Origin of the sequence: Georhizobium profundi, assembly GCF_003952725.1 — a bacterium.
In the GTDB taxonomy this organism is placed as follows: Bacteria; Pseudomonadota; Alphaproteobacteria; order Rhizobiales; family Rhizobiaceae; genus Georhizobium; species Georhizobium profundi.
On sequence record NZ_CP032509.1, the window covers coordinates 2,005,284 to 2,023,518 of the forward strand.

The following is an 18,235-nucleotide window of genomic DNA, read 5'->3' on the forward strand; positions in this document are numbered from 1 at the left end:
TTTATTTCGGCGCCATGCGAAGCGCGCCGTCGAGGCGGATCGTCTCGCCGTTCAGCATTTCGTTGTCGAGAATGGCAAGCACGAGCTTGGCGTATTCGTCCGGCTTGCCGAGGCGCGAGGGGAAGGGCACCGAGGCACCGAGGCTTTTCTGCGCCGGCTCCGGCAGGCCGAGCAGCATCGGCGTTTCGAAAATGCCCGGCGCGATGCAGCAGACGCGGATGCCGATCTGCGCGAACTCGCGCGCGGCCGGCAGCGTCAGCGCCTTCACGCCACCCTTCGATGCGGCATAGGCCGTCTGGCCGATCTGGCCTTCATAGGCGGCGACGGACGCGGTGTTGATGATGACACCACGCTCGCCGCTTTCCGACACCGGATCGAGATTGGCCGCGCGCTCCGCCACGAGGCGCAGGAAGTTGAACGTGCCGATCAGATTGACCTCGATCGCCTTGCGGAACTCGTCGAGCGGCATGACGCCTGTTTTCGACAGAACCTTCTTGGCAGGCGCGATGCCGGCGCAGTTGACGAGGATGCGGGCCGGACCGTGGGCCTCTTCCGCCCGCTTGACGGCGTCTTCGGCCTGCTCGGCGCTCGAGACGTCGCAGCCGATGCCGATGCCAGCGATTTCGTCGGCGATCTGTTTCGCGCCCGCCTCATTGTGATCGATCAAAGCCACCTTGGCGCCTGCTTTCGCAAGTGCTCGCGCCGTCGCCGCACCCAGCCCGGACGCGCCGCCGGTGACGATTGCCGCTACTCCAGTGATGTCCATGATCCCGTCTCCTCGTAATTTCGTTGGACGGGTTCTATCGGCGTTACCGCGACGCTTGCAAGCTTCCGTTGCGCCAAAGAACGTGGCGTCAGTTGCGCACGACCAGGCAGAAGCCACCGGCGCGCCTGATGTCGGCGCACAGCGCCTGGCTTTCCTCGCGCGTATCGCGCCCAACGCGCACGGCCGTACGGCTGCGGCTGCCGAAGGAGCGGTTGCGCTCGGCCACGAAAATGGGCGTTTCGCCGGCGAGCGCCGGTGTTCGCGCTTGGACGCGGGTGAAGATGCGTTCGGCATTGGCACGGGAGAAGTCCGATCCCAACTGCACGCCCCACGGTTTCCAGTCCCCCGCAGCCATCCGCATCTCGCTCATGCGGCTGTTCTTGGCGAGCTCCAGGCAGGCTTGCGTGAATGGCACATCGGTGGCCAGTGCGAAGTCGAGATCGGCCGGAGGATCGTCGCGCCACTGCTCGACGCCGCGGCCGGTGATGATGTGAACATAGGCGCGCGTTTCGCCCGGCATGAAGGTGTCACCCGCCAAAAACCGGCGCGCGCGCTCCTCACCCGCATTGTAGCCGATCGCGGCAAGCCCCAGGCTGCCGAAGCGGTCCTTCATCTCTGCCAGGTAGTGCGCTGAACGTGCAAGAGCCTCCGCCGGGTTGAAGGGGTCCGAAAGTGCCCTGAGCCGCGCCGTCGAAGGAATGAATTGCGCAATACCCTGCGCGCCGGCGGGACTGACCGCATTCGGATCGAAACGACTTTCCTGCCAGATCAGCCGCGCGAAAAAGCCGGCTGGAAGATCGTGGCTCTCCGAAAGATGCTCGATGGTGCGGCAAATGTCCTCGGCGAAATGGTCGGAGCGGATACAGATATCAGCCGGCAGGCGGCCCGGCAGTGCCACCGCGTGGCGCCAGCCGCAGCGTGCCTCTTCGGCCACAGCATGGTGAGCGGACAGTTCGGCCGCCTTCGCGCCCGGTGCTGGCGCTACCACGACGAGAAGCGCCAGCATGAGGGCGCGCAGACAGAAAGGCATGAGGCTCATCGGGATCCGCCAGCTCGTTCGCGCAAGAATTCCTCGCTCCAGCTTTTCATGCAAGTATGAATAACGCCGCCTTAATCTTGTCGGCCTAACACTGCGACTTCACGTCGATCTGCCAGGCACCGCCGGTATATTCGACAGTTCTGATTTAATGCACGGGGCGTTCGCTTGCAGACCATCCTTCATTTCGCGCCGGTTCCGCTGCGCCGATTCCTCGCGCTCGTCTTGGCGGCAGTGCTTCTGGCCGGCTGTACCAGCACGACGCTAAAGGTGTCCACGCCGGTCGCCCCGCCGCCACTTTCGGAAAAATATGCCGCCATCGTCGTCGATGCGCATTCCGGCCAGGTGCTCTATCAATATGGCGCCGATACGCCGCGCCATCCGGCTTCGCTGACGAAGATGATGACGCTTTACCTGTTGTTCGAAGGTTTGCGCGATCGCCGCTTCGCTGAAACCACACCGATCCCGGTCTCGGCCTATGCGGCCGCGCGTCCGCCTACAAAGATCGGCTTCAGGGCAGGGGAGACGCTTTCGGTCGAGGAAGCCATCCTCTCGCTCGTCGTCAAGTCGGCCAACGACGTCGCCACCGCCGTTGCGGAATATCTGGGCGGTTCGGAGGAGGGCTTTGCGGGCGTCATGAATGCCAAGGCCCGCCAGCTCGGCATGGCCAGTACGATCTTCCGCAATCCGCATGGGCTGCCGGACAGTGCGCAGATCACCACGGCGCGCGACATGGCGGTGCTCTCGCTCGCCATGCGCCGCGACTTCGCACAATATTACCGTTATTTCGGCAACAAGGACTTCATCTATCGGGGCACGACGATCCGCGGTCACAATGAGCTGGTCGGTTCCATGCCCGGTGTCGACGGCTTAAAGACCGGTTACATCCGCGCATCCGGCTTCAATCTCGCAACGTCCGCCCAGGCCAATGGCCGCAGCGTGGTTGCCGTCGTGCTCGGCGGCAACACCGCCAAAGAGCGCAACGACCATATGCGCCAGCTGCTCGAGATCTACATGCCGCTTGCCTCGCGCGGGCGGTGAGGTTTCGCGAAACCCACGCGCTCGCCAATTCCCCATTGAAGCGGAGCGCGCCATCGTCTATCACCAATCCCGCGCGGATCACGCTTCGCGCCGGCACCCGTAGCTCAGCTGGATAGAGCGCTGCCCTCCGAAGGCAGAGGTCACAAGTTCGAATCTTGTCGGGTGCACCAGTTTTCTATCATTTTTACAACAGCTTAGCAATCAGCGGTTTGTCGGCGCACCTCGCTCTAATAGCTCACGGAAGCACCACGGAAGCAGTTGGAAGCAGGTTTCTGCCTAGGCAAGGTGTAATTTTCGCTAGCGCTTGATCATCCGGGCCCCATGCCATTGCTAAGCGCTGAGGCTTGCGAACTGCCATTGCTCTCTGGGCTATGAACCGATGGCTGGGGCTTGGATCTTTCAGGAAGCGGTGCTCGCGTCTGCGGACATCTCATCACGAGCCATGGTTCCAGGATGGCAAGCATCAGCGACAGCGGGGCAATGTTTCGCGGGCGCATAGGGCACCGGCTAAGACAGTGCCAATAACTTCGCGACTGCGGCCCGGATCGCTGCATGATGTGAGTACCGGCGGGTGTTGGGGCGTGTGGCACCTACGACCAGTCTAAAATGCTGATCGACGACGGCAAGCCATTTTGTTGCTGCGCGCCGAAACGACAGCCGCCGGATTTACATCGTTCTGTCCGACTCGTGTCGGGCCGCATCATGTTTTCACAAAAATGGGCGCATGCGGATGGTCGCCGCCTCGACGGCACGCCTTGACCGTCTTTGCGTGGCTATCGTGAGCTCGTGAACGCGACGGTGGGCTATGGGCATCTTCAATTCTCGCGGGACCCGCACGCAGGACGCTTGTTGATCCGGTCAAAACCAGATGAAAACTGCAGCTATCGAGACCGAAGGGACGGTACGATCTCGATAGCTGCAAAAGGCCCTTCTTAACGGGGCGTTGTTGGGTGTGAGCCAACAAGATCAAAGAGGCACATAAGTTCCGGTGAAATTAGGTTCTCGGCACATGCGTTTGCCGACCAGCGATGGGTTCACGACACTTTCGGCATCGTATGAGTGTGATCGAAGCGGTGGGAAGGAAGCTTCAGACGCTGTCAGCTTCGTGATGAGACCTCCTTCGGGACGGAGCCGTCATATCCGATGCATCAGTTTCGACGGGAACTCCTTATGGATTATTAGATGTGTCTCGGGGCACGGAGACTGCTACACAGTTGAACCGAGGCTTCACGCGATTTCGATACCTTCGCACTTGAAGTTGCCCAACTTCTCCTCTTCGGCGAGAACATTGCCTGAGATGTCTGCGGCACCTATCCAGCTTTCAGTCTTGCCGCCGATCTCGACGGACTTCATGTAGAGAAATTCGTCTGGATGCCCGGGGATCAACTTGATTGATGAGGGACCGCGCTCCGGAACGCGTGTACCAACTTGGCGAACCTCAATGGTCTGGAACTGCGCATCAGCCTCGATCAGAAGGTTATTGCCCTTCTCACGCTCGTCGGTCGGTTCGTGGAATGGCTCCGTCGATACTTTGCGTGGAAAAAAATACCACCGTTCGCGGTATGGGTGCCATTCTGCAGCTTCGTGAACGATGTACCCTGCGTCGCCGACTTTGCAAGCTTCGCGGATGCGCCGATAGACATGGCTCCAATCCTCGCTGGCGACTGCGTAGCCTTCTGGTCCGAGGCGCTTGATCCACTCCTCCTGCCGCACTTTGCCATGGGATCCGACGATGAGTTCGTCGCCAACGAGCGTAGCCCATTCGCACTTGAAGCCTTTCTGGGCTTCGTCCCCCGAGCCTGTCATCAGCATTTGGCGCGGAATAATCATATGGTTTTCGCCGCGCAACTCGCCGACGATTCCCGTGCGGTCATCAAAGACCAGCATGTGGCGCCCCCATTTGAGCATCTCCGAGAACTCACCGCCACGAAAAGTGTTGGTATCTACCTCTCCGAATTTGGAAAAGACGTGAACCTCGCCGCCCGCATCGTCGGGGATGTGTTCAAAACGATAGCGGACTTGTCCTTCTTCATCGACCTCGCGATGGGCCCGGTCGAACCGCAGACGAGCCATGAAATAGGTCTCGCCATCTTCCAACGTTATCTGCGACGCGCGGTCCTCATCTGTTATCTGCATAATCATGTAGCTGGACGTGGTGGCATCGTAGCGCTCCAGTCTTTCGCGGTCGCGGGGCATGGCGTGCTTTCTCTGTCTGATCAACTCAAATTGAATGCGCAGTCTTCCAACCAATGCCCTTATCACCCAGTCCCTCGCAGGGCGACGCCGGGTGCTGAAAGAGAGCGAAAGGAATAGAGCAACAACCGTCTGAACCGATTGCCGAGCTGGCTTCGTTTTCGGGGTAATGCGATGGATTAGGTGTGGGCAAAATTTTCCGTACGACGGGAGACGAAGTCGACATCGTGACGCAGCTCACTGAACTAGGCATCGCCGATATCTTGGTATTGCCGATCGGGTGGGATTGGGGGAAAAGCAAACGCCAATCGGCCCTGTTGCATCAGGCCGTCTGTGAGGGGAACGCCTCCGTGGCAGCTTGTGGTCTACCGGTGCTATCGCCGTTGCGATCGGCCTCGGCTCCTATGACATCTTCCACCGCCACCTTCTTTCTCTTCGCGTGTCGACGCCTGTTAAAGGCGACCGTGAGGCCGATGAAGAGGGCGCCGTGGTGCGGCTTGGTCATCCGTGGTCTTCGCGCGAGCAATTCTGGTGGAAGGGCGTTTCGGATCGCTCCTCCGAAAGCGCCGACCTTTAAAGTAGTTTCTTACGGCGATATATTCTCAAGACGATGAAGGAATGGCAGTCTCATCAGGATCATAGCATCACATTTGGCGACCATGCTTTAGCACTTCTGGATCTCGACCACTTCAAGGATGTCAACGACAGGTTCGGGCATGACGTCGGTGATGCGGTTCTTGTTCGATTTTGCCAAACTGTCGTGAAAAGCATCCGCCGCAATGATCTCTTCGGGCGCATGGGAGGGGAGGAGTTTCTGATTTTCTTTCCAAATTGCAATTTGGAAGATGCAAAGGCACGATTGATCCAAGTTCAGCAGGATCTTCATGAACTTCAATTCGCAGATGCGCCAGGTTATCGCTGCTCCTTTTCAGCCGGCGTTTGCGAGATGCAGCGCGGTGTGAGGCTCGATCACGCCATCACCCTCGCCGATGAATGTTTATACGCGGCAAAATCGACCGGCCGTAACTGCGTCGTCGACAGTGCAACGCGTCGAAAGAGCACCAGGCATAACCCGTTGTTAAAACACTTTTGAAACAATCCTCCCGACTTGGGGGAGACTGCACATGCAGATACTGACTGACGCAATCAACGCTGCCTGCGAAACGGGCGATGCAGAATCCGGCACGATTCAAAGAGCACTCCAGGCCGTGCGGACACATCTTGGAATGGAAGTGGCCTATCTGTCGGAGTTCGTCGGCAACGAGTCAATCTTCCGGGTCGTTGATGCTCCCGGTCTTGAGCAGCTTATTAAACCCGGTGATGCTCGCTCGCTGGACGACGTTTATTGTCAGCATATTCTTGCAGGACGTCTGCCACAGTTGATTCCGGACACGTCCAAGGAACCGATCTGTCAATCCATGCCAATTACTGCGGCTGTACCGATCGGCGCGCACGTTTCAATCCCGATCATACTGCCCAATGGCGAACCCTATGGGATGTTTTGCTGCCTAAGCCCCCAGGCGAACGCATCGTTAAATGCGCGAGATCTGAATGTCGTGCGGCTTTTCGCTGATGTTGCGGCGCATCAGATTGGACGGCAAGTCGCCGACCGCAATGAGGTTGCTGACAAAAAGGCACTTATCGCAGGGATCATCGCCGGACGTGAATTCAAACTGGTCTTCCAGCCGATCATCAACTTTCGCACAGGAGAAGTGCGGGGCTATGAAGCCCTCTGTCGGTTCGAGTCGCTGCCGTATCGATCACCAGACATCTGGATCAATGACGCGAAAGCTGCGGGTCTTGGGGTTGAGCTAGAACTGGCGATCATCGATCGTGCGTTCGAGGTTTGGGTGGACGGCCCACCCAACACGTACATCGCGTTCAATGCTTCCCCAACGGCTCTGTGCGATCCTCGTTTCCTGACGTTGGTCGACGGTCGAGATCTGTCATCGGTTGTGTTTGAGATAACCGAACATACGGCCGTGGAAGACTACGCGGCCCTGAATGCTCAGCTCAATCATCTGAGGGCTCAAGGTGCCAAGATCGCAATCGACGACGCGGGCGCGGGCTTTTCCAGTCTGCGACACATCGTTCAGCTGGCGCCTGATTTCATCAAGCTGGACATGGCGCTCACCCGCGATATAGACAGCGATCCCTCGCGCCGTGCATTTGCCTCGGCCTTCGTGTATTTCGCACACGAGACGGGAGCGGAAATCGTGGCGGAGGGCATCGAGACAGATGCCGAGCTGCAGACACTCTATGCGCTGGGCATCAATGTCGGCCAAGGATACTATCTCAGCAGGCCGCTGGAACGGGATGCTGTGACACCGGCCAGCCTAGGCTATGGATCCGCTGTTTCGGCAGCGCGTTTTTGATCGCCTAACGACATCGGCTTGCTCACGGTCGACTGGTTCTGGTCCGGTTTGCTTTCGTCGCGCACCCAGCGTCATTGACAGCATTTTTGGGTTCCCATCCGTGGTGTTGCGGCGGTGGCCAGTCACTGTCGGTAATCACGGGCGTTTCAGCCCAGTTCTGATAGCCGAACCCTGAAAATATTGAGGCGGTGAGGTGGCGTCTCACAATGGGCAGTTTCAAGAGGCGATCGCTGGCACCGCCACGGGGCATCGCCTGCGTCAAGCAATGCATCATGGCAGCGCAGCTGTGATCGCCCTGGCCGACATCAATTTTTGAGCTGTCGGGCTGAACAGTCTCAGACGCGATACCGGCGACATTCTGTGGGGCCGGTCGAAACGGCATGGAGAGAGGCGTCCCTGGCCGTCATCATGATCAAAATCGGTCCTCTGTCGGCTGGCTCGCCGAGGAAAACTCGGCGCTCTCTTTTTGTCTCGCATGCGGATAAACGCGCTAACGCGCCGGTAGGATCGGACGATGGTCCAGCTTCGGTCTGCCGCGGAGCGGCGCAGACAGGCGTCAGTACGACCCTTGGTCGTTAACAGAGGAAGCAGGCCGTCGGTGATTCAGTGTTCCGGATCTCTCTGGCAAGATGTGCCGGCCGGCAGATCTTGGCGCTGTGGAGTGGTCCTCCCGCGCTTGGTCCTATGCGCCCTCCAGCCGCGATCTGTGCGCAGGAAATCCTTCAGCATGTGCGGGATCAGGACGGCGGCCTCGACAGGCTCATGGAGACGGCTGTGCTCGGCAGCGTATTCGTCGAGTTCCTCGGCGAGCGGCTCGGGCAGGAGCACGGTCTTGCGAACGTAGCGGACCTTCGGCAGGGGTCCGAGCTTCAGGTCGGTCATCTTGCGGCTCCGTAAGGTTCGAGCACGAGGTCGCGGGTGACGATCACGCGCACCGGGAATCCGTGGCGGATCGTGAGCGTCGGCGCGACCTGCAACTGGCGCTGGATGATCTGCTGACCGGCGTCGTTGATGGTGTCGCCCGCACCGCTGCGGATCGCCTGGATGAGGCGGTCCTCGTCGCTCATGGTCAGCTCGGTGGCTGCGGCGAGCAGGGTCGAAAGTCCGGCCGCCTTCGCTAGGTCCCACCAGTGATAGTCGACGCCATCCTCGAGGCCGGCATGGCCGGCGGTGTCGGCGCCCGGCTGACGCTCGAGAACGATCGAGCGACCGTTTGGAAAGATCAGCCGGTTCCAGACGAGCAACACACGGCGCTGTCCGATGGTGACGCCCGCATCGTATTGGCCGATGAGGCGCGTCCCCTGCGGGACCAGGAGCAGACTGCCGGTTGGGCTGTCATAGATGTGCTGCGTCACCTGGGCGGTAATCTGGCCGGGAAGGTCGGAACGGATGCCGGTGATGAGCGCTGCCGGGATGACCGATCCCGCTTGAAGCACATAGGGCGAGGCCGGGGCTGCGACACGATCGGGCGCGATGGTGCGCCGGTCCACTTCGGCGTTGAGGAAGGCGAGATGCCGGTCCTGCGTGCCACCCAGGCCGGACAGTGATGCGGTGGGTGCCTGTTGGATAGACGGCAGTCCCGAACCCGTATCCGATCGGGTCTGGAAGAAGAGCTGGCTGGTGCGCGCCGCCTCCATCTCGGCGAGTCGGCGCTGCTCCTCGGGGTCCGCCTGCGGCATGGGCATGGTTTCGGCCGGAATGGGGCGACCCTCCTCACGGGCACGCACGATCGGGCCGCCGAGGTCGCCCGGCAGCGGCGGGCCCAGTTGCGGAACATCGGGCTGCGGGACGCCGGTATAGTCGCTGGGAAGGCCCTGCAAGCCATCGGCCGTCTGGCGGCGGTCGGTGGTGAACAACTCCTCCTGGTCGGCTGCCCGCTCTCTGGTCTGGAGCGCGTAGATGAGCGCGCCGCCGATCGCGAAGCCAGCGACGACGCCGAGGCTCGCCAGCACCTTGCGCGAGATGCGGGTGACGGTTGGTGCTTCGGCGCGCAGCCGCATGGTCGCCGCCGTCTCGGACATCGCCCCCACGCCTTCGCCCTTTTTGGTCTCGTTGACGCTCATGGCTCCTGCCCTCCGCTTTCGCTACGGGCGTTCGTTGTTTGCCGGGGACCGCTTCTCACCCCGTCCGTCCTGACGATTCGCACAATCTGCTGGCGGTCGCCGCTGCCGAGCCGAAGTTCGGCGGCGGCGAACAGGCGGTCGACGATCAGGATCGTGTCGTGGATCCGGCTGTTGACGATCTCGGGTTCACCTTCCGGCCCGACGACGAAGATGGGGGGCATCTCGCCCTGGACGATGCCTCTGGGGAACTCGACGTAGACCCGGCGGCCGTCGTCATAGACCGAGACCGGCCGCCATGGCGGCGTATCGCCGTTGAGGCCGTAGCGGTAGTTCCGCGCAGCGACGGCCGGGATGACCGGGGCGATCGGCTCTGTCTGGCGCTGCGCGACGGGCGGCGGAGGATAAGCCCAGGCAATCGACGGCATGTAGGGGCCATCGTCAGCCCGCAACTCAATCATATAGATGCGCCGGTCGGTGGTGATGACGAGGTTGGTGATGATGTCGGGGCGTGTCGGCTTGACCAACACGTGCACGCGGCGGGAAACGCCGGACCCGCTCTCCGTGTCGCCGATGATCCAGCGCGTCGTGTCGCCGGCGGCGATCGGGCCGGCGCCGGTCAGGCTCTCGCCGGGCTCCAGCGCGATGGTCGTGATCTGTCCCGGCGAAGCGTAGACCTGATAGAGCGCGCCCGCACTCCAGGGATAGACCTGGATGGCGTTGAAGTAACCGTCGCGCCTCGGCTCGACGCGCGCGGCGGCGTTGGCGTTCTCGATTCGCGCCGTTGGCGTGCCGGCCGCCGCCCCGCCGCGCGCCGGCGTCCAGCCCGGCGGCACATGGACCGGCCTCGGGGTCTCGTCGGTGACGACGGCGGCCACGACGGGAAGCGGCGGCACGTCGGCGTCATAGCTGATCTGCGGGGGCTTATGCGCGGTTGCGCAGCCGGCGAGCACGGTCGCGGCCAGAAGCGATGCCATCAGCGCGGTGGTTCGAAAGGCCGGTTGCGCGGCCGGCACGGCGGTCGATCGGTTCATTGCCCCAGCTCCCGAGACCAGTTGATAGCGTTGACATAGACGCCGAGCGGATTGCTTCTCAGACGCTCGGCGTCTCTTGGCGGTTGGATCGCCACCGTCAGGATGGCGGTCCATCGCTCAGTGCCAGCGAGCTGGCCGCTCTCGAAGTGGCGCTCGGTCCAGGCGACGCGGAAGGAATTCGGTGACGCCCGGATCACGGACGAGACCTCGACGCTGACCTGCTGCCGGCCGACGCGCGCGAACGGGTCACTGCCTCGCGCATAGTCGTTGAGGGCGACGGCACCTCGATCGGTCGTGAACTCGTAGGCGCGCAGCCAGTTCTGCCGCACGACGATCGGATCGACGGGGAGGCCCCTGACCTGCTCGATGAAGCGGGCGAGGTGGAAGGCGATCTGCGGATCGGTCGGACGATAGTCTGCGACGGCCGGCTCGACGGCGCGGGCCTCGCCGCGACCATCGACTTCAACCACCCAGGGCACGACGGTCCCGCGCGCCGATTGCCAAACGAGGGCCGAAGCGAGGCCGGCGGAAAGCATCAGGCAGCCAAAAGCCATGAACCGCCAGTTGCGGGCCTGGACGCGGGCGGAGCCGATGCGGTCGTCCCAAATCTGCTTGGCGCGGCGATACGGAGTCTCCGGTTCAGGCGTCTTGCCGTAGCGGGTTGTGGGTCGCTTGAAGATGTTCATGTGCGGTCACTCTCGGAAAGGCTGATGGAGGAGCCGCCGCCATGGCCGTCGCCGGAGCGCACGGCATGGGCGGCGGCGGTGACGCCGTGACTCATGGCTTGGCTGCGGCGCATCCGTTGCGCCCAGGCAGGCGGCCCGCCCGGCGTCTCGGAGGGGGACGATGCGGCCGCGCTGTCGATGGTTCCCATGGAGGACGAGCCGCCGGTGGTGGCAGCCGCCGCGCGGCCGCCGGCGGCATAGGAGGAGCGGATGCTTTCGGCGGCGCGGGACATCGCGCGCTTGGTGGGAGCGATGGCGGCGGAACCGCCCGCGCGCGCGATCCCGCCGAGACCGGAGGCGACGCCGGCAGCGCCAGTCTTTGCGACAGACGCCAAAGAATACGCGGAGGAGGCACCACCCGCGACGGAAGCTCCACCACGCACCGCAGCCGCGCCGCCGGAGAGCGCAGCGGCTCCCCCGCGCGCGGCGAGCATGGCGCCGCCGCCGGCAGCAACGCCTGCGCCGGCGACGGCAAGGCCGGTGCCTACGGCCGCACCCGCGCCGAGCTGCGGGCCGCCCGAGACGATGCCGTTTGCGATTCCGGGGCCGAAGATGCCGAGGCCGAGAAGGGAGAGTGCCGCGAGGACGATCGCCATCGCTTCGTCGATGGTCGGCTGCTCGCCGCCGAAGCCGCCGGTGAATTCTCCGAACAGTGTCGAGCCGATGCCGATAATGACGGCGAGAACCAAAACCTTGATGCCCGACGAAACGACGTTGCCGAGTACCCGCTCCGCCATGAAGGCTGTCTTGCCGAAGAGACCGAAGGGAATTAGGACGAATCCGGCGAGCACCGTCAGTTTGAACTCGATCAGGGTGACGAAAAGCTGCACGGCCAGAATGAAGAATGCGAGGATCACCAGCGCCCAGGCGAAGAACAGGCACGCGATCTGGATGAAGTTCTCGAAGAAGGCGACCCAGCCCATAAGATCGCTGATCGAGTCCAAAAGCGGCCTGCCGGCGTCGAGCCCGGTCTGCGCGACGCGACCGGGGCGCATCAGATCGTCGGCGGTAAAGCTTGTGCCGGACGCCATGAGGCCGAGGCCGGCAAAGCTTTCGAAAACGATCCCGGCGAGCATGGTCCAGTTCGAGATGAGGTAGGCGAATACGCCGATGAACAGGGTCTTCTTCACAAGCCGCGCGATGATGTCGTCATCGGCGACCCAGGCCCAGAACAGCGCCGCAAGCGTCACGTCGATGACAATGAGCGTCGTCGCGATGAACGCCACCTCGCCGCCGAGCAAGCCGAAGCCGGAATCGATATAGGAGGTGAAGACTTCGAGGAAGCGGTCGATGACGCCGGTGTCGCCCATGCTCAACGATCCCCGTCTTGACCAAGAAAGCGGCGACGGTTCTCATCCCAGGCGGCGAGACAGTCCGCGTCTTCACCGGAGGCGTCACCCATCTTCTGGCAGCGCTCCAGCGTTTGGCGAAGCGGATTGACGGGCGCAACCGGGTTGGTCGTCGAGATCGGACGGGGAGGTTGAGGCTCGTTCTTGCGCGCCATGTCAATCGCCGCCGCCGTGACGGCAAAGGCTATGAAAATGACTGCGAGCAGGCGGGCAAGCATCTTTCCATCCATAGACCTGTTCCTCCCGTCGCCTGTCAGTCGGTGCCGAACATCCGGGCATTGCCGGGTTGATAGCCGGCGCCTGGCGCGAGGAAGCGCTGGCGCTGAATGCGCCCTTGCTCAGTGGCGGCCGCGCGCTCGGCGTCGACCAGCGCCTCGGCCCGGCTATTGGCGGCGAGCATGGCTGTGAGGTCGGAGATCTGCTGCGACTGAAGCGCGAGGAGCTGGTTGCCGGCCTGCGTCGCCTGGAGCGCGCCGACCGCGTTCTGGCTCTGGCCGACGAGCGCGGTCATCTCGGTGCGCTGGCCGTCGATATTGCCGACAACGCCCGCCTGAACGCGCATGGCGTCCTGAAGTCCGCCCACGGTGTTTCCCCATCGTTCGCGGGCCTGGTCGACAAGCTGCCGGTCAGTCGCGGAGAGGTCGATGTTGGCGTATTGCTGCTGGAACATCTGGTCGACCTGCTGCACGTCGAAGGCGATGCGCTGCGCTTCGCCGAGAAGCTGCTGCGTGCGAGCGACGGACTGCTGGAGCTGCTGGAGCGAGGAATGAGGCAGGCTCGTCAGGTTCCGCGCCTGGTTAATGAGCATCTGCGCTTCGTTCTGGAGCGACTGGATTTGATTGTTGATCTGCTCCAGCGAGCGCGCAGCCGTCAGTACGTTCTCGGCGTAGTTGGAGGGATCGAAGACGATCCGGCCGAACCCGAACTGCGCAAGAGCGGACGTGGCCATCATGGGCGTGAGCGCCAGCGCGACGACAGTTGCGGCGGCAAGCCGGCGGCGGGGGTGGGGCTGCGTACGGGTCATTGATCATTTTCCTCTTCGGGCTGGATGGGCGACACGGCTTCACGCGGCGCGGTCGGCTCCTGACCCGTGTCCTGCGGCGCGACATTGGGAAGGTCGGGGATGAGGTCGGCTGCCCAGCCGATGCCACACGCCCTGAGCCAGCCTTCGAGAAAGTGCTCGCGGCCGGCGGCGGCGAGCACGCGCTCGATACGGGCGTGGTGCTCTTTCGAAGACGCCGCGCAGAGCGCCAGCGCCACTTCGCCGAGGCCCAGCTCGAAGAGGCGGTTGCCCCGCCGGGACTGGCAATAGTAGTCGCGCTTCGGTGTCGCGCGGGCGAGGATTTCGATCTGGCGGTCGTTGAGGCCGAAGCGGCGATAGATCGAGAGGATTTGCGGCTCGATGGCCCGATCGTTCGGAAGCAGAAGCCGCGTGTGGCAGCTATCGACAATCTCGGCCGTGATCGTGCTCTTTTCGAGCTGCGCGAGGGACTGCGTTGCGAAGACGACGCTGGCGTTTTTCTTTCGCAGCGTGACGAGCCATTCGGCGATCTGCCTTGAGAAAGCCGGGTCGCCCAGCGCCAGCCATCCTTCGTCCACGATGATGAGGGTGGGCCGGCCGTCGAGGCGTCCGGCGATGCGGTGGAAGAGATAGGCGAGCGTCGCCGGGGCCGCTCCGCTCTCGATCAACCCCTCCGTCTCGAAGGCGACGACCGACGCCGTGCCGAGATTCTCGCTCTCGGCGTCGAGCAGGCGGCCGTAGGGACCGCCGACGCAATAGGGCTGCAACGCCTGCTTGAGATCATTCGATTGCAGGAGCACGGACAGCCCGGTCAGCGTGCGCTCCTCGATCGGCGCCGACGCGAGCGAGGTGAGCGCCGACCAGAGATGCTCCTTGACGGCGGGCGTGATCTGGACGCTCTCGCGCGCCAGGACCGCGGCGAGCCACTCGGCCGCCCAGGCGCGCTCGCCGGAATCATGGATGCGGGCGAGCGGCTGGAGCGAGACGGAGGCGTCGGCGCCCTCGGTCATCCCGCCGCCGAGATCGTGCCAGTCGCCGCCCATGGCGAGCGCCGCGACGCGGATCGAACCGCCGAAGTCGAAGGCGAAGACCTGCGCGTTCTCGTAGCGGCGGAACTGGAGCGCCAGAAGCGCCAGCAGCACCGACTTGCCGGCGCCGGTCGGGCCGACGACGAGGGTGTGGCCGACGTCGCCGACATGAAGAGAAAGCCGGAACGGTGTCGAGCCTTCGGTCCGGCCGTAAAGCAGCGGGGGTGCATCGAAATGCTCGTCGCGTTCCGGCCCCGCCCATACGGCTGAGAGGGGGACCATATGGGCAAGGTTGAGGGTGGAGACCGGCGGCTGCCGGACATTGGCGTAGACGTGGCCGGGCAGGGAGCCGAACCACGCTTCGACCGCATTGACTGTCTCGAGGATCGCGGTGAAGTCGCGGGCCTGGACGATCTTCTCGACGAGGCGTAGCTTCTCGGCAGCCAGCGCCGGGTCGCGGTCCCAGACGGTGACGGTGGCGGTGACGAAGGCTTCGCCCACATCGTCGCTGCCGAGTTCCTGCAGGGCCATGTCGGCGTCGGCCGCCTTGTTGGCCGCGTCGCTGTCGAGCAGGGTCGACGCCTCGTTGGTCATCACCTCCTTGACGATGGCCGCGACCGACTTGCGCTTGGCGAACCATTGCCGCCTGATCCGGGTCAACACCCGCGTCGCGTCGGTCTTGTCGAGCAGGATCGCGCGGGTGGACCAGCGATAGGGAAAGGCGAGCCGGTTCAGCTCGTCGAGGATGCCGGGGAAGGTCGCAGTGGGGAATCCGGTGACGGTGAGCGTGCGAAGGTGGTGCTCGCCCAGACGAGGTTCGAGCCCGCCGGTCAGCGGCTCGTCGATCAGGATCGCGTCGAGATACATCGGCGTCTCGGGCACGCGCACGCGCTGGCGGCGCGTCGAGACCGTCGAATGGAGATAGGTCAGCGTCTCGCCGTCATCGAGCCAGCCGACTTCCGGCACTAAACCCTCGACGAGTTGGAGGATGCGGCTGGTGCGATCGACGAAACCGGCGAGCATTTCCCACGGATTGATGCCGCTCTGCGCCTTGCCCTCGTAGAGCCAGCTCTCGGCGCGGCTCGCTTCCTCGGCCGGCGGCATCCACAGGAAGGTCAGGAAGTAGCGACTCTCGAAATGCACGCCCTCGGCCTCGAACTGCTCGCGCCGTTCGATGTCGATCAGCGCGGAAGCCTCGTCGGGAAAGCGGCTGTCGGGATACTGCGTGGCCTGGACGCGCTGCGCCTCCACGAAGATGGCCCAGCCGGAGCCGAGCCGGCGCAGCGCTTTGTTGAGCCGCGCGGTGGCGCCGACCAGTTCGGCCGGCGTGGCGCTGTCGAGATCGGGACCACGGAAGCGCGCCGTGCGCTGAAACGAACCGTCCTTGTTCAGAACGACGCCCCGCGCGACGAGGGCGGCCCAGGGCAGGTAGTCGGCGAGGCGGACGGAGCCGTTGCGGTATTCGGCGAGGTTCAGCATGACGATCCCCTCACGCGCGGAAGAAGGACGGGTAGCGCAGGTGCCGGCGCGTCACGTCCATGAACAGCGCGTCGCGCCGCGCCGCCCAGACGGCGGCGAAATGCCCGATCGCCCAGATGACGAGGCCGGCGATCCAGAGCCGCAGGCCGAGCGCGATGGCAGCGGCGATGGTGCCGTTGGCGATGGCGACGGCGCGCGGCGCGCCGCCGAGCAGGATCGGCTCCGTCAGCGAGCGATGGACCGGCGCGAAGAAGCCGCGGACCTCTTCCATAAGCGGTTCTCCCATCATACGAGCGCCCCGCCGCCGAACGAGAAGAAGGAGAGAAAGAAGCTAGACGCGGCGAAGGCGATCGACAGGCCGAAGACGATCTGGATCAGGCGCCGAAAGCCGCCCGACGTGTCGCCGAAGGCGAGCGTCAGGCCGGTGATGATGATGACTGCGATGATCTTGGCCACCGGCCCTTCGATGGATTCGAGGATGGATTGCAGCGGCGCTTCCCATGGCATGGAGGAGCCGGCGGCATGGGTGGCGGACGTCATCGCGAGCGTCGCAAAGGCGACTGCGCCGACGGTCAGGACGTGGCGGTCGAAACGGATAGGTCGTGCGGGCATGGCTGGTCAGTCCTCGTTCCTGGTGGTTGCGAGCCTGAGGCGGTAGTCGCCGTCGGGGCCGAGGCCCTCGACGGCGGAAAGCTCGGTAAGGCGGCGCGCGGCACCCCGGCCGGAGAGCACGGCGATGAGGTCGATGGTTTCGGCGATCAGCGCGCGCGGGACGGTGACGACGGCCTCCTGGATGAGCTGCTCCATGCGCCGCAGCGCGCCGATGGCCGAGCCGGCATGGATGGTGCCGACGCCGCCGGGGTGGCCCGTGCCCCAGGCTTTGAGGAGGTCGAGGGCCTCGGCCCCGCGCACCTCGCCGATCGGGATGCGGTCGGGCCGCAGACGCAGCGAGGACCGCACGAGATCGGAGAGCGTCGCCACGCCGTCCTTGGTCCGCATGGCGACGAGGTTCGGCGCGCTGCACTGAAGTTCGCGGGTGTCTTCGATCATGACGACACGGTCGGCCGTCTTCGCCATCTCAGCGAGGAGCGCGTTTGTGAGCGTCGTCTTGCCGGTTGAGGTGCCGCCTGCCACGAGGATGTTGCGCCGAGTGGCGACGGCGAGGCGCAACGTTTCGGCCTGACCGGCGTCCATGACGCCTGCGGCGACATAATCGCCAAGGCTGAATATTGCCACGGCGGGCTTGCGGATAGCGAAGGTGGGCGAGGGCACAACAGGGGGCAGAAGGCCCTCGAAGCGCTCGCCGGTCTCGGGTAACTCGGCCGACACGCGCGGGCGAAGCGGATGCACTTCGGCACCAACATGATGCGCCACTAGACGAATAATGCGCTCGCCGTCGGTCGGCGACAGCCGCTCGCCGGTATCGGCCAGCCCCTCGGCGAGACAATCCACCCACAGGCGGCCGTCCGGATTGAGCATGATTTCGACAACGCGGCGGTCTGCGAGGAAGCCGGCGATGGCCGCTCCCATCGCGGTGCGCAACATTCGCGCTCCGCGTGACGTCGCCTCGCTGTCCCGTTTGAAGTTTGCCATCCTGTCCCCGTCGATAACAAGCTCGCGCCTGCCGTAAGCGCGGTGGGGACGATTAAGAGAACCGGAAAATGCCGCTTGGCAACAGTGAATCGATCGTAGAATGGCGGTGGCGTGGGCAAGCGAGTGAAAGACGTAATCGGGGATTGTGGTCCGTGTGGCGGACCGGTGACAACAGAGGCGGTTCGCAGATGTGGATCTCTCCAGGTATGTCGTCACGCGACAGCGCGCGGTGCGTCTCAACGGTTGCGTCGCGGTCAGATGGTGACACACAGTTTTTGAGTGAATCCCCGCTTGGCTAAGGTTTGCGGCAAAGCCATTGGGCTGTCTGGTCGCGCACCTTGATCTGGCTTCGAAGCAGCCGCGTCAATCGTCGGTGCTGACGCAGGACAGTCATGGGTGATGGAAAGGACCAGCAGCGAAAGTGGCGGTCACTCTAATTGTCATAGGCGATAGGTTGAATCCGCTCCGGAGCCATCGGTAAGCGGAGTGTTCGGCGTCAAAATGCTTTGGGCATGGTCGCTTGTAGCGCTAAAGA

18 protein-coding genes and 1 tRNA gene are annotated in these 18,235 nt (G+C 63.6%); 5 read left to right on the plus strand and 14 right to left on the minus strand.

Going from position 1 to position 18,235, the window contains the following annotated elements; translation table 11 throughout:
* Window position 1: 1 nt before the first annotated feature.
* A complete protein-coding gene (locus D5400_RS09370) occupies window positions 2-766 on the minus strand; it encodes an SDR family NAD(P)-dependent oxidoreductase (protein ID WP_126009772.1) in 765 nt (254 codons plus the stop codon).
* Window positions 767-854: 88 nt separating this feature from the next.
* A complete protein-coding gene (locus D5400_RS09375; protein ID WP_126009773.1) occupies window positions 855-1,805 on the minus strand; it encodes a lytic transglycosylase domain-containing protein in 951 nt (316 codons plus the stop codon).
* Window positions 1,806-1,970: 165 nt separating this feature from the next.
* Here D5400_RS09375 and D5400_RS09380 point away from each other — a divergent pair, with 165 nt between their 5' ends.
* The 3 genes from D5400_RS09380 to D5400_RS21100 all read left to right on the plus strand — a co-directional run bounded on the left by D5400_RS09380 (window position 1,971) and on the right by D5400_RS21100 (window position 3,602).
* Window positions 1,971-2,843 carry a D-alanyl-D-alanine carboxypeptidase family protein gene (locus D5400_RS09380; protein WP_342635464.1) on the plus strand — a complete coding sequence of 291 codons (873 nt, stop codon included), beginning with the start codon at window positions 1,971-1,973 and terminating at the stop codon, window positions 2,841-2,843.
* Between the two features lie 93 nt (window positions 2,844-2,936).
* Window positions 2,937-3,013, plus strand: a tRNA-Arg gene (locus D5400_RS09385).
* A 436-nt stretch (window positions 3,014-3,449) separates the two neighbouring features.
* Complete coding sequence (locus D5400_RS21100; protein WP_164527837.1) at window positions 3,450-3,602, plus strand: hypothetical protein; 153 nt, start codon at window positions 3,450-3,452, stop codon at window positions 3,600-3,602.
* Between the two features lie 468 nt (window positions 3,603-4,070).
* Here D5400_RS21100 and D5400_RS09390 read toward each other — a convergent pair whose 3' ends face one another.
* Entirely contained in the window at window positions 4,071-5,039 is a 969-nt protein-coding gene (locus D5400_RS09390) for a hypothetical protein (RefSeq protein WP_126009774.1), read from the minus strand.
* 607 nt (window positions 5,040-5,646) lie between these two features.
* On the opposite strand from D5400_RS09390, the gene D5400_RS09395 reads away from it, so the two are divergent.
* Window positions 5,647-6,129, plus strand: a complete 483-nt coding sequence (locus D5400_RS09395; protein ID WP_126009775.1) for a GGDEF domain-containing protein — start codon at window positions 5,647-5,649, stop codon at window positions 6,127-6,129.
* Between the two features lie 31 nt (window positions 6,130-6,160).
* Window positions 6,161-7,411, plus strand: a complete 1,251-nt coding sequence (locus tag D5400_RS09400; protein WP_126009776.1) for a sensor domain-containing phosphodiesterase — start codon at window positions 6,161-6,163, stop codon at window positions 7,409-7,411.
* Window positions 7,412-8,014: 603 nt separating this feature from the next.
* Here the strand turns inward: D5400_RS09400 and D5400_RS09405 are convergent.
* The 11 genes from D5400_RS09405 to trbB form a co-directional block, all read right to left on the minus strand.
* Entirely contained in the window at window positions 8,015-8,293 is a 279-nt protein-coding gene (locus D5400_RS09405; RefSeq protein ID WP_126009777.1) for a DUF2274 domain-containing protein, read from the minus strand.
* Window positions 8,290-9,474, minus strand: coding sequence for a TraB/TrbI/VirB10 family type IV secretion system protein (locus D5400_RS09410; protein WP_126009778.1), 1,185 nt, complete (start codon window positions 9,472-9,474; stop codon window positions 8,290-8,292). The genes D5400_RS09405 and D5400_RS09410 overlap by 4 nt, the downstream gene beginning before the upstream one ends.
* Complete coding sequence (gene trbG, locus D5400_RS09415) at window positions 9,471-10,505, minus strand: P-type conjugative transfer protein TrbG (RefSeq protein WP_126009779.1); 1,035 nt, start codon at window positions 10,503-10,505, stop codon at window positions 9,471-9,473. The genes D5400_RS09410 and trbG overlap by 4 nt, the downstream gene beginning before the upstream one ends.
* A complete protein-coding gene (trbF, locus tag D5400_RS09420; RefSeq protein WP_126009780.1) occupies window positions 10,502-11,191 on the minus strand; it encodes a conjugal transfer protein TrbF in 690 nt (229 codons plus the stop codon). The genes trbG and trbF overlap by 4 nt, the downstream gene beginning before the upstream one ends.
* Complete coding sequence (gene trbL, locus D5400_RS09425) at window positions 11,188-12,540, minus strand: P-type conjugative transfer protein TrbL (protein ID WP_126009781.1); 1,353 nt, start codon at window positions 12,538-12,540, stop codon at window positions 11,188-11,190. The genes trbF and trbL overlap by 4 nt, the downstream gene beginning before the upstream one ends.
* Before the next feature lie 2 nt (window positions 12,541-12,542).
* The gene (trbK-alt, locus tag D5400_RS09430; protein ID WP_126009782.1) at window positions 12,543-12,809 is read right to left on the minus strand and encodes a putative entry exclusion protein TrbK-alt; all 267 of its coding nucleotides are present in this window, start codon (window positions 12,807-12,809) and stop codon (window positions 12,543-12,545) included.
* A gap of 23 nt (window positions 12,810-12,832) precedes the next feature.
* Window positions 12,833-13,603 (minus strand): P-type conjugative transfer protein TrbJ, encoded by a 771-nt coding sequence (trbJ, locus tag D5400_RS09435; protein WP_126009783.1) that lies wholly within the window; start codon window positions 13,601-13,603, stop codon window positions 12,833-12,835.
* Entirely contained in the window at window positions 13,600-16,107 is a 2,508-nt protein-coding gene (gene trbE, locus D5400_RS09440) for a conjugal transfer protein TrbE (RefSeq protein WP_126009784.1), read from the minus strand. Before trbE ends, trbJ begins: the two co-directional genes overlap by 4 nt.
* A gap of 10 nt (window positions 16,108-16,117) precedes the next feature.
* Window positions 16,118-16,378 carry a VirB3 family type IV secretion system protein gene (locus tag D5400_RS09445; protein ID WP_425364907.1) on the minus strand — a complete coding sequence of 87 codons (261 nt, stop codon included), beginning with the start codon at window positions 16,376-16,378 and terminating at the stop codon, window positions 16,118-16,120.
* A 14-nt stretch (window positions 16,379-16,392) separates the two neighbouring features.
* Window positions 16,393-16,647, minus strand: a complete 255-nt coding sequence (locus tag D5400_RS09450) for a TrbC/VirB2 family type IV secretion system protein (protein ID WP_425364921.1) — start codon at window positions 16,645-16,647, stop codon at window positions 16,393-16,395.
* A gap of 78 nt (window positions 16,648-16,725) precedes the next feature.
* On the minus strand, window positions 16,726-17,700 hold the full coding sequence (gene trbB / locus D5400_RS09455; protein ID WP_126009787.1) for a P-type conjugative transfer ATPase TrbB: 975 nt from the start codon (window positions 17,698-17,700) through the stop codon (window positions 16,726-16,728).
* Between the last annotated feature and the right edge of the window lie 535 nt (window positions 17,701-18,235).

Coding starts and splice junctions, on each gene's coding strand:
- D5400_RS09370 (WP_126009772.1), bottom strand. CDS start 766: ATGGACATCACTGGAGTAGCGGCAATCGTCACCGGCGGCGCGTCCGGG.
- D5400_RS09375 (WP_126009773.1), bottom strand. CDS start 1,805: ATGAGCCTCATGCCTTTCTGTCTGCGCGCCCTCATGCTGGCGCTTCTC.
- D5400_RS21100 (WP_164527837.1), top strand. CDS start 3,450: ATGCTGATCGACGACGGCAAGCCATTTTGTTGCTGCGCGCCGAAACGA.
- D5400_RS09390 (WP_126009774.1), bottom strand. CDS start 5,039: ATGCCCCGCGACCGCGAAAGACTGGAGCGCTACGATGCCACCACGTCC.
- D5400_RS09395 (WP_126009775.1), top strand. CDS start 5,647: ATGAAGGAATGGCAGTCTCATCAGGATCATAGCATCACATTTGGCGAC.
- D5400_RS09400 (WP_126009776.1), top strand. CDS start 6,161: ATGCAGATACTGACTGACGCAATCAACGCTGCCTGCGAAACGGGCGAT.
- D5400_RS09405 (WP_126009777.1), bottom strand. CDS start 8,293: ATGACCGACCTGAAGCTCGGACCCCTGCCGAAGGTCCGCTACGTTCGC.
- D5400_RS09410 (WP_126009778.1), bottom strand. CDS start 9,474: ATGAGCGTCAACGAGACCAAAAAGGGCGAAGGCGTGGGGGCGATGTCC.
- trbG (WP_126009779.1), bottom strand. CDS start 10,505: ATGAACCGATCGACCGCCGTGCCGGCCGCGCAACCGGCCTTTCGAACC.
- trbF (WP_126009780.1), bottom strand. CDS start 11,191: ATGAACATCTTCAAGCGACCCACAACCCGCTACGGCAAGACGCCTGAA.
- trbL (WP_126009781.1), bottom strand. CDS start 12,540: ATGGGCGACACCGGCGTCATCGACCGCTTCCTCGAAGTCTTCACCTCC.
- trbK-alt (WP_126009782.1), bottom strand. CDS start 12,809: ATGGATGGAAAGATGCTTGCCCGCCTGCTCGCAGTCATTTTCATAGCC.
- trbJ (WP_126009783.1), bottom strand. CDS start 13,603: ATGACCCGTACGCAGCCCCACCCCCGCCGCCGGCTTGCCGCCGCAACT.
- trbE (WP_126009784.1), bottom strand. CDS start 16,107: ATGCTGAACCTCGCCGAATACCGCAACGGCTCCGTCCGCCTCGCCGAC.
- D5400_RS09445 (WP_425364907.1), bottom strand. CDS start 16,378: ATGGAAGAGGTCCGCGGCTTCTTCGCGCCGGTCCATCGCTCGCTGACG.
- D5400_RS09450 (WP_425364921.1), bottom strand. CDS start 16,647: ATGACGTCCGCCACCCATGCCGCCGGCTCCTCCATGCCATGGGAAGCG.
- trbB (WP_126009787.1), bottom strand. CDS start 17,700: ATGGCAAACTTCAAACGGGACAGCGAGGCGACGTCACGCGGAGCGCGA.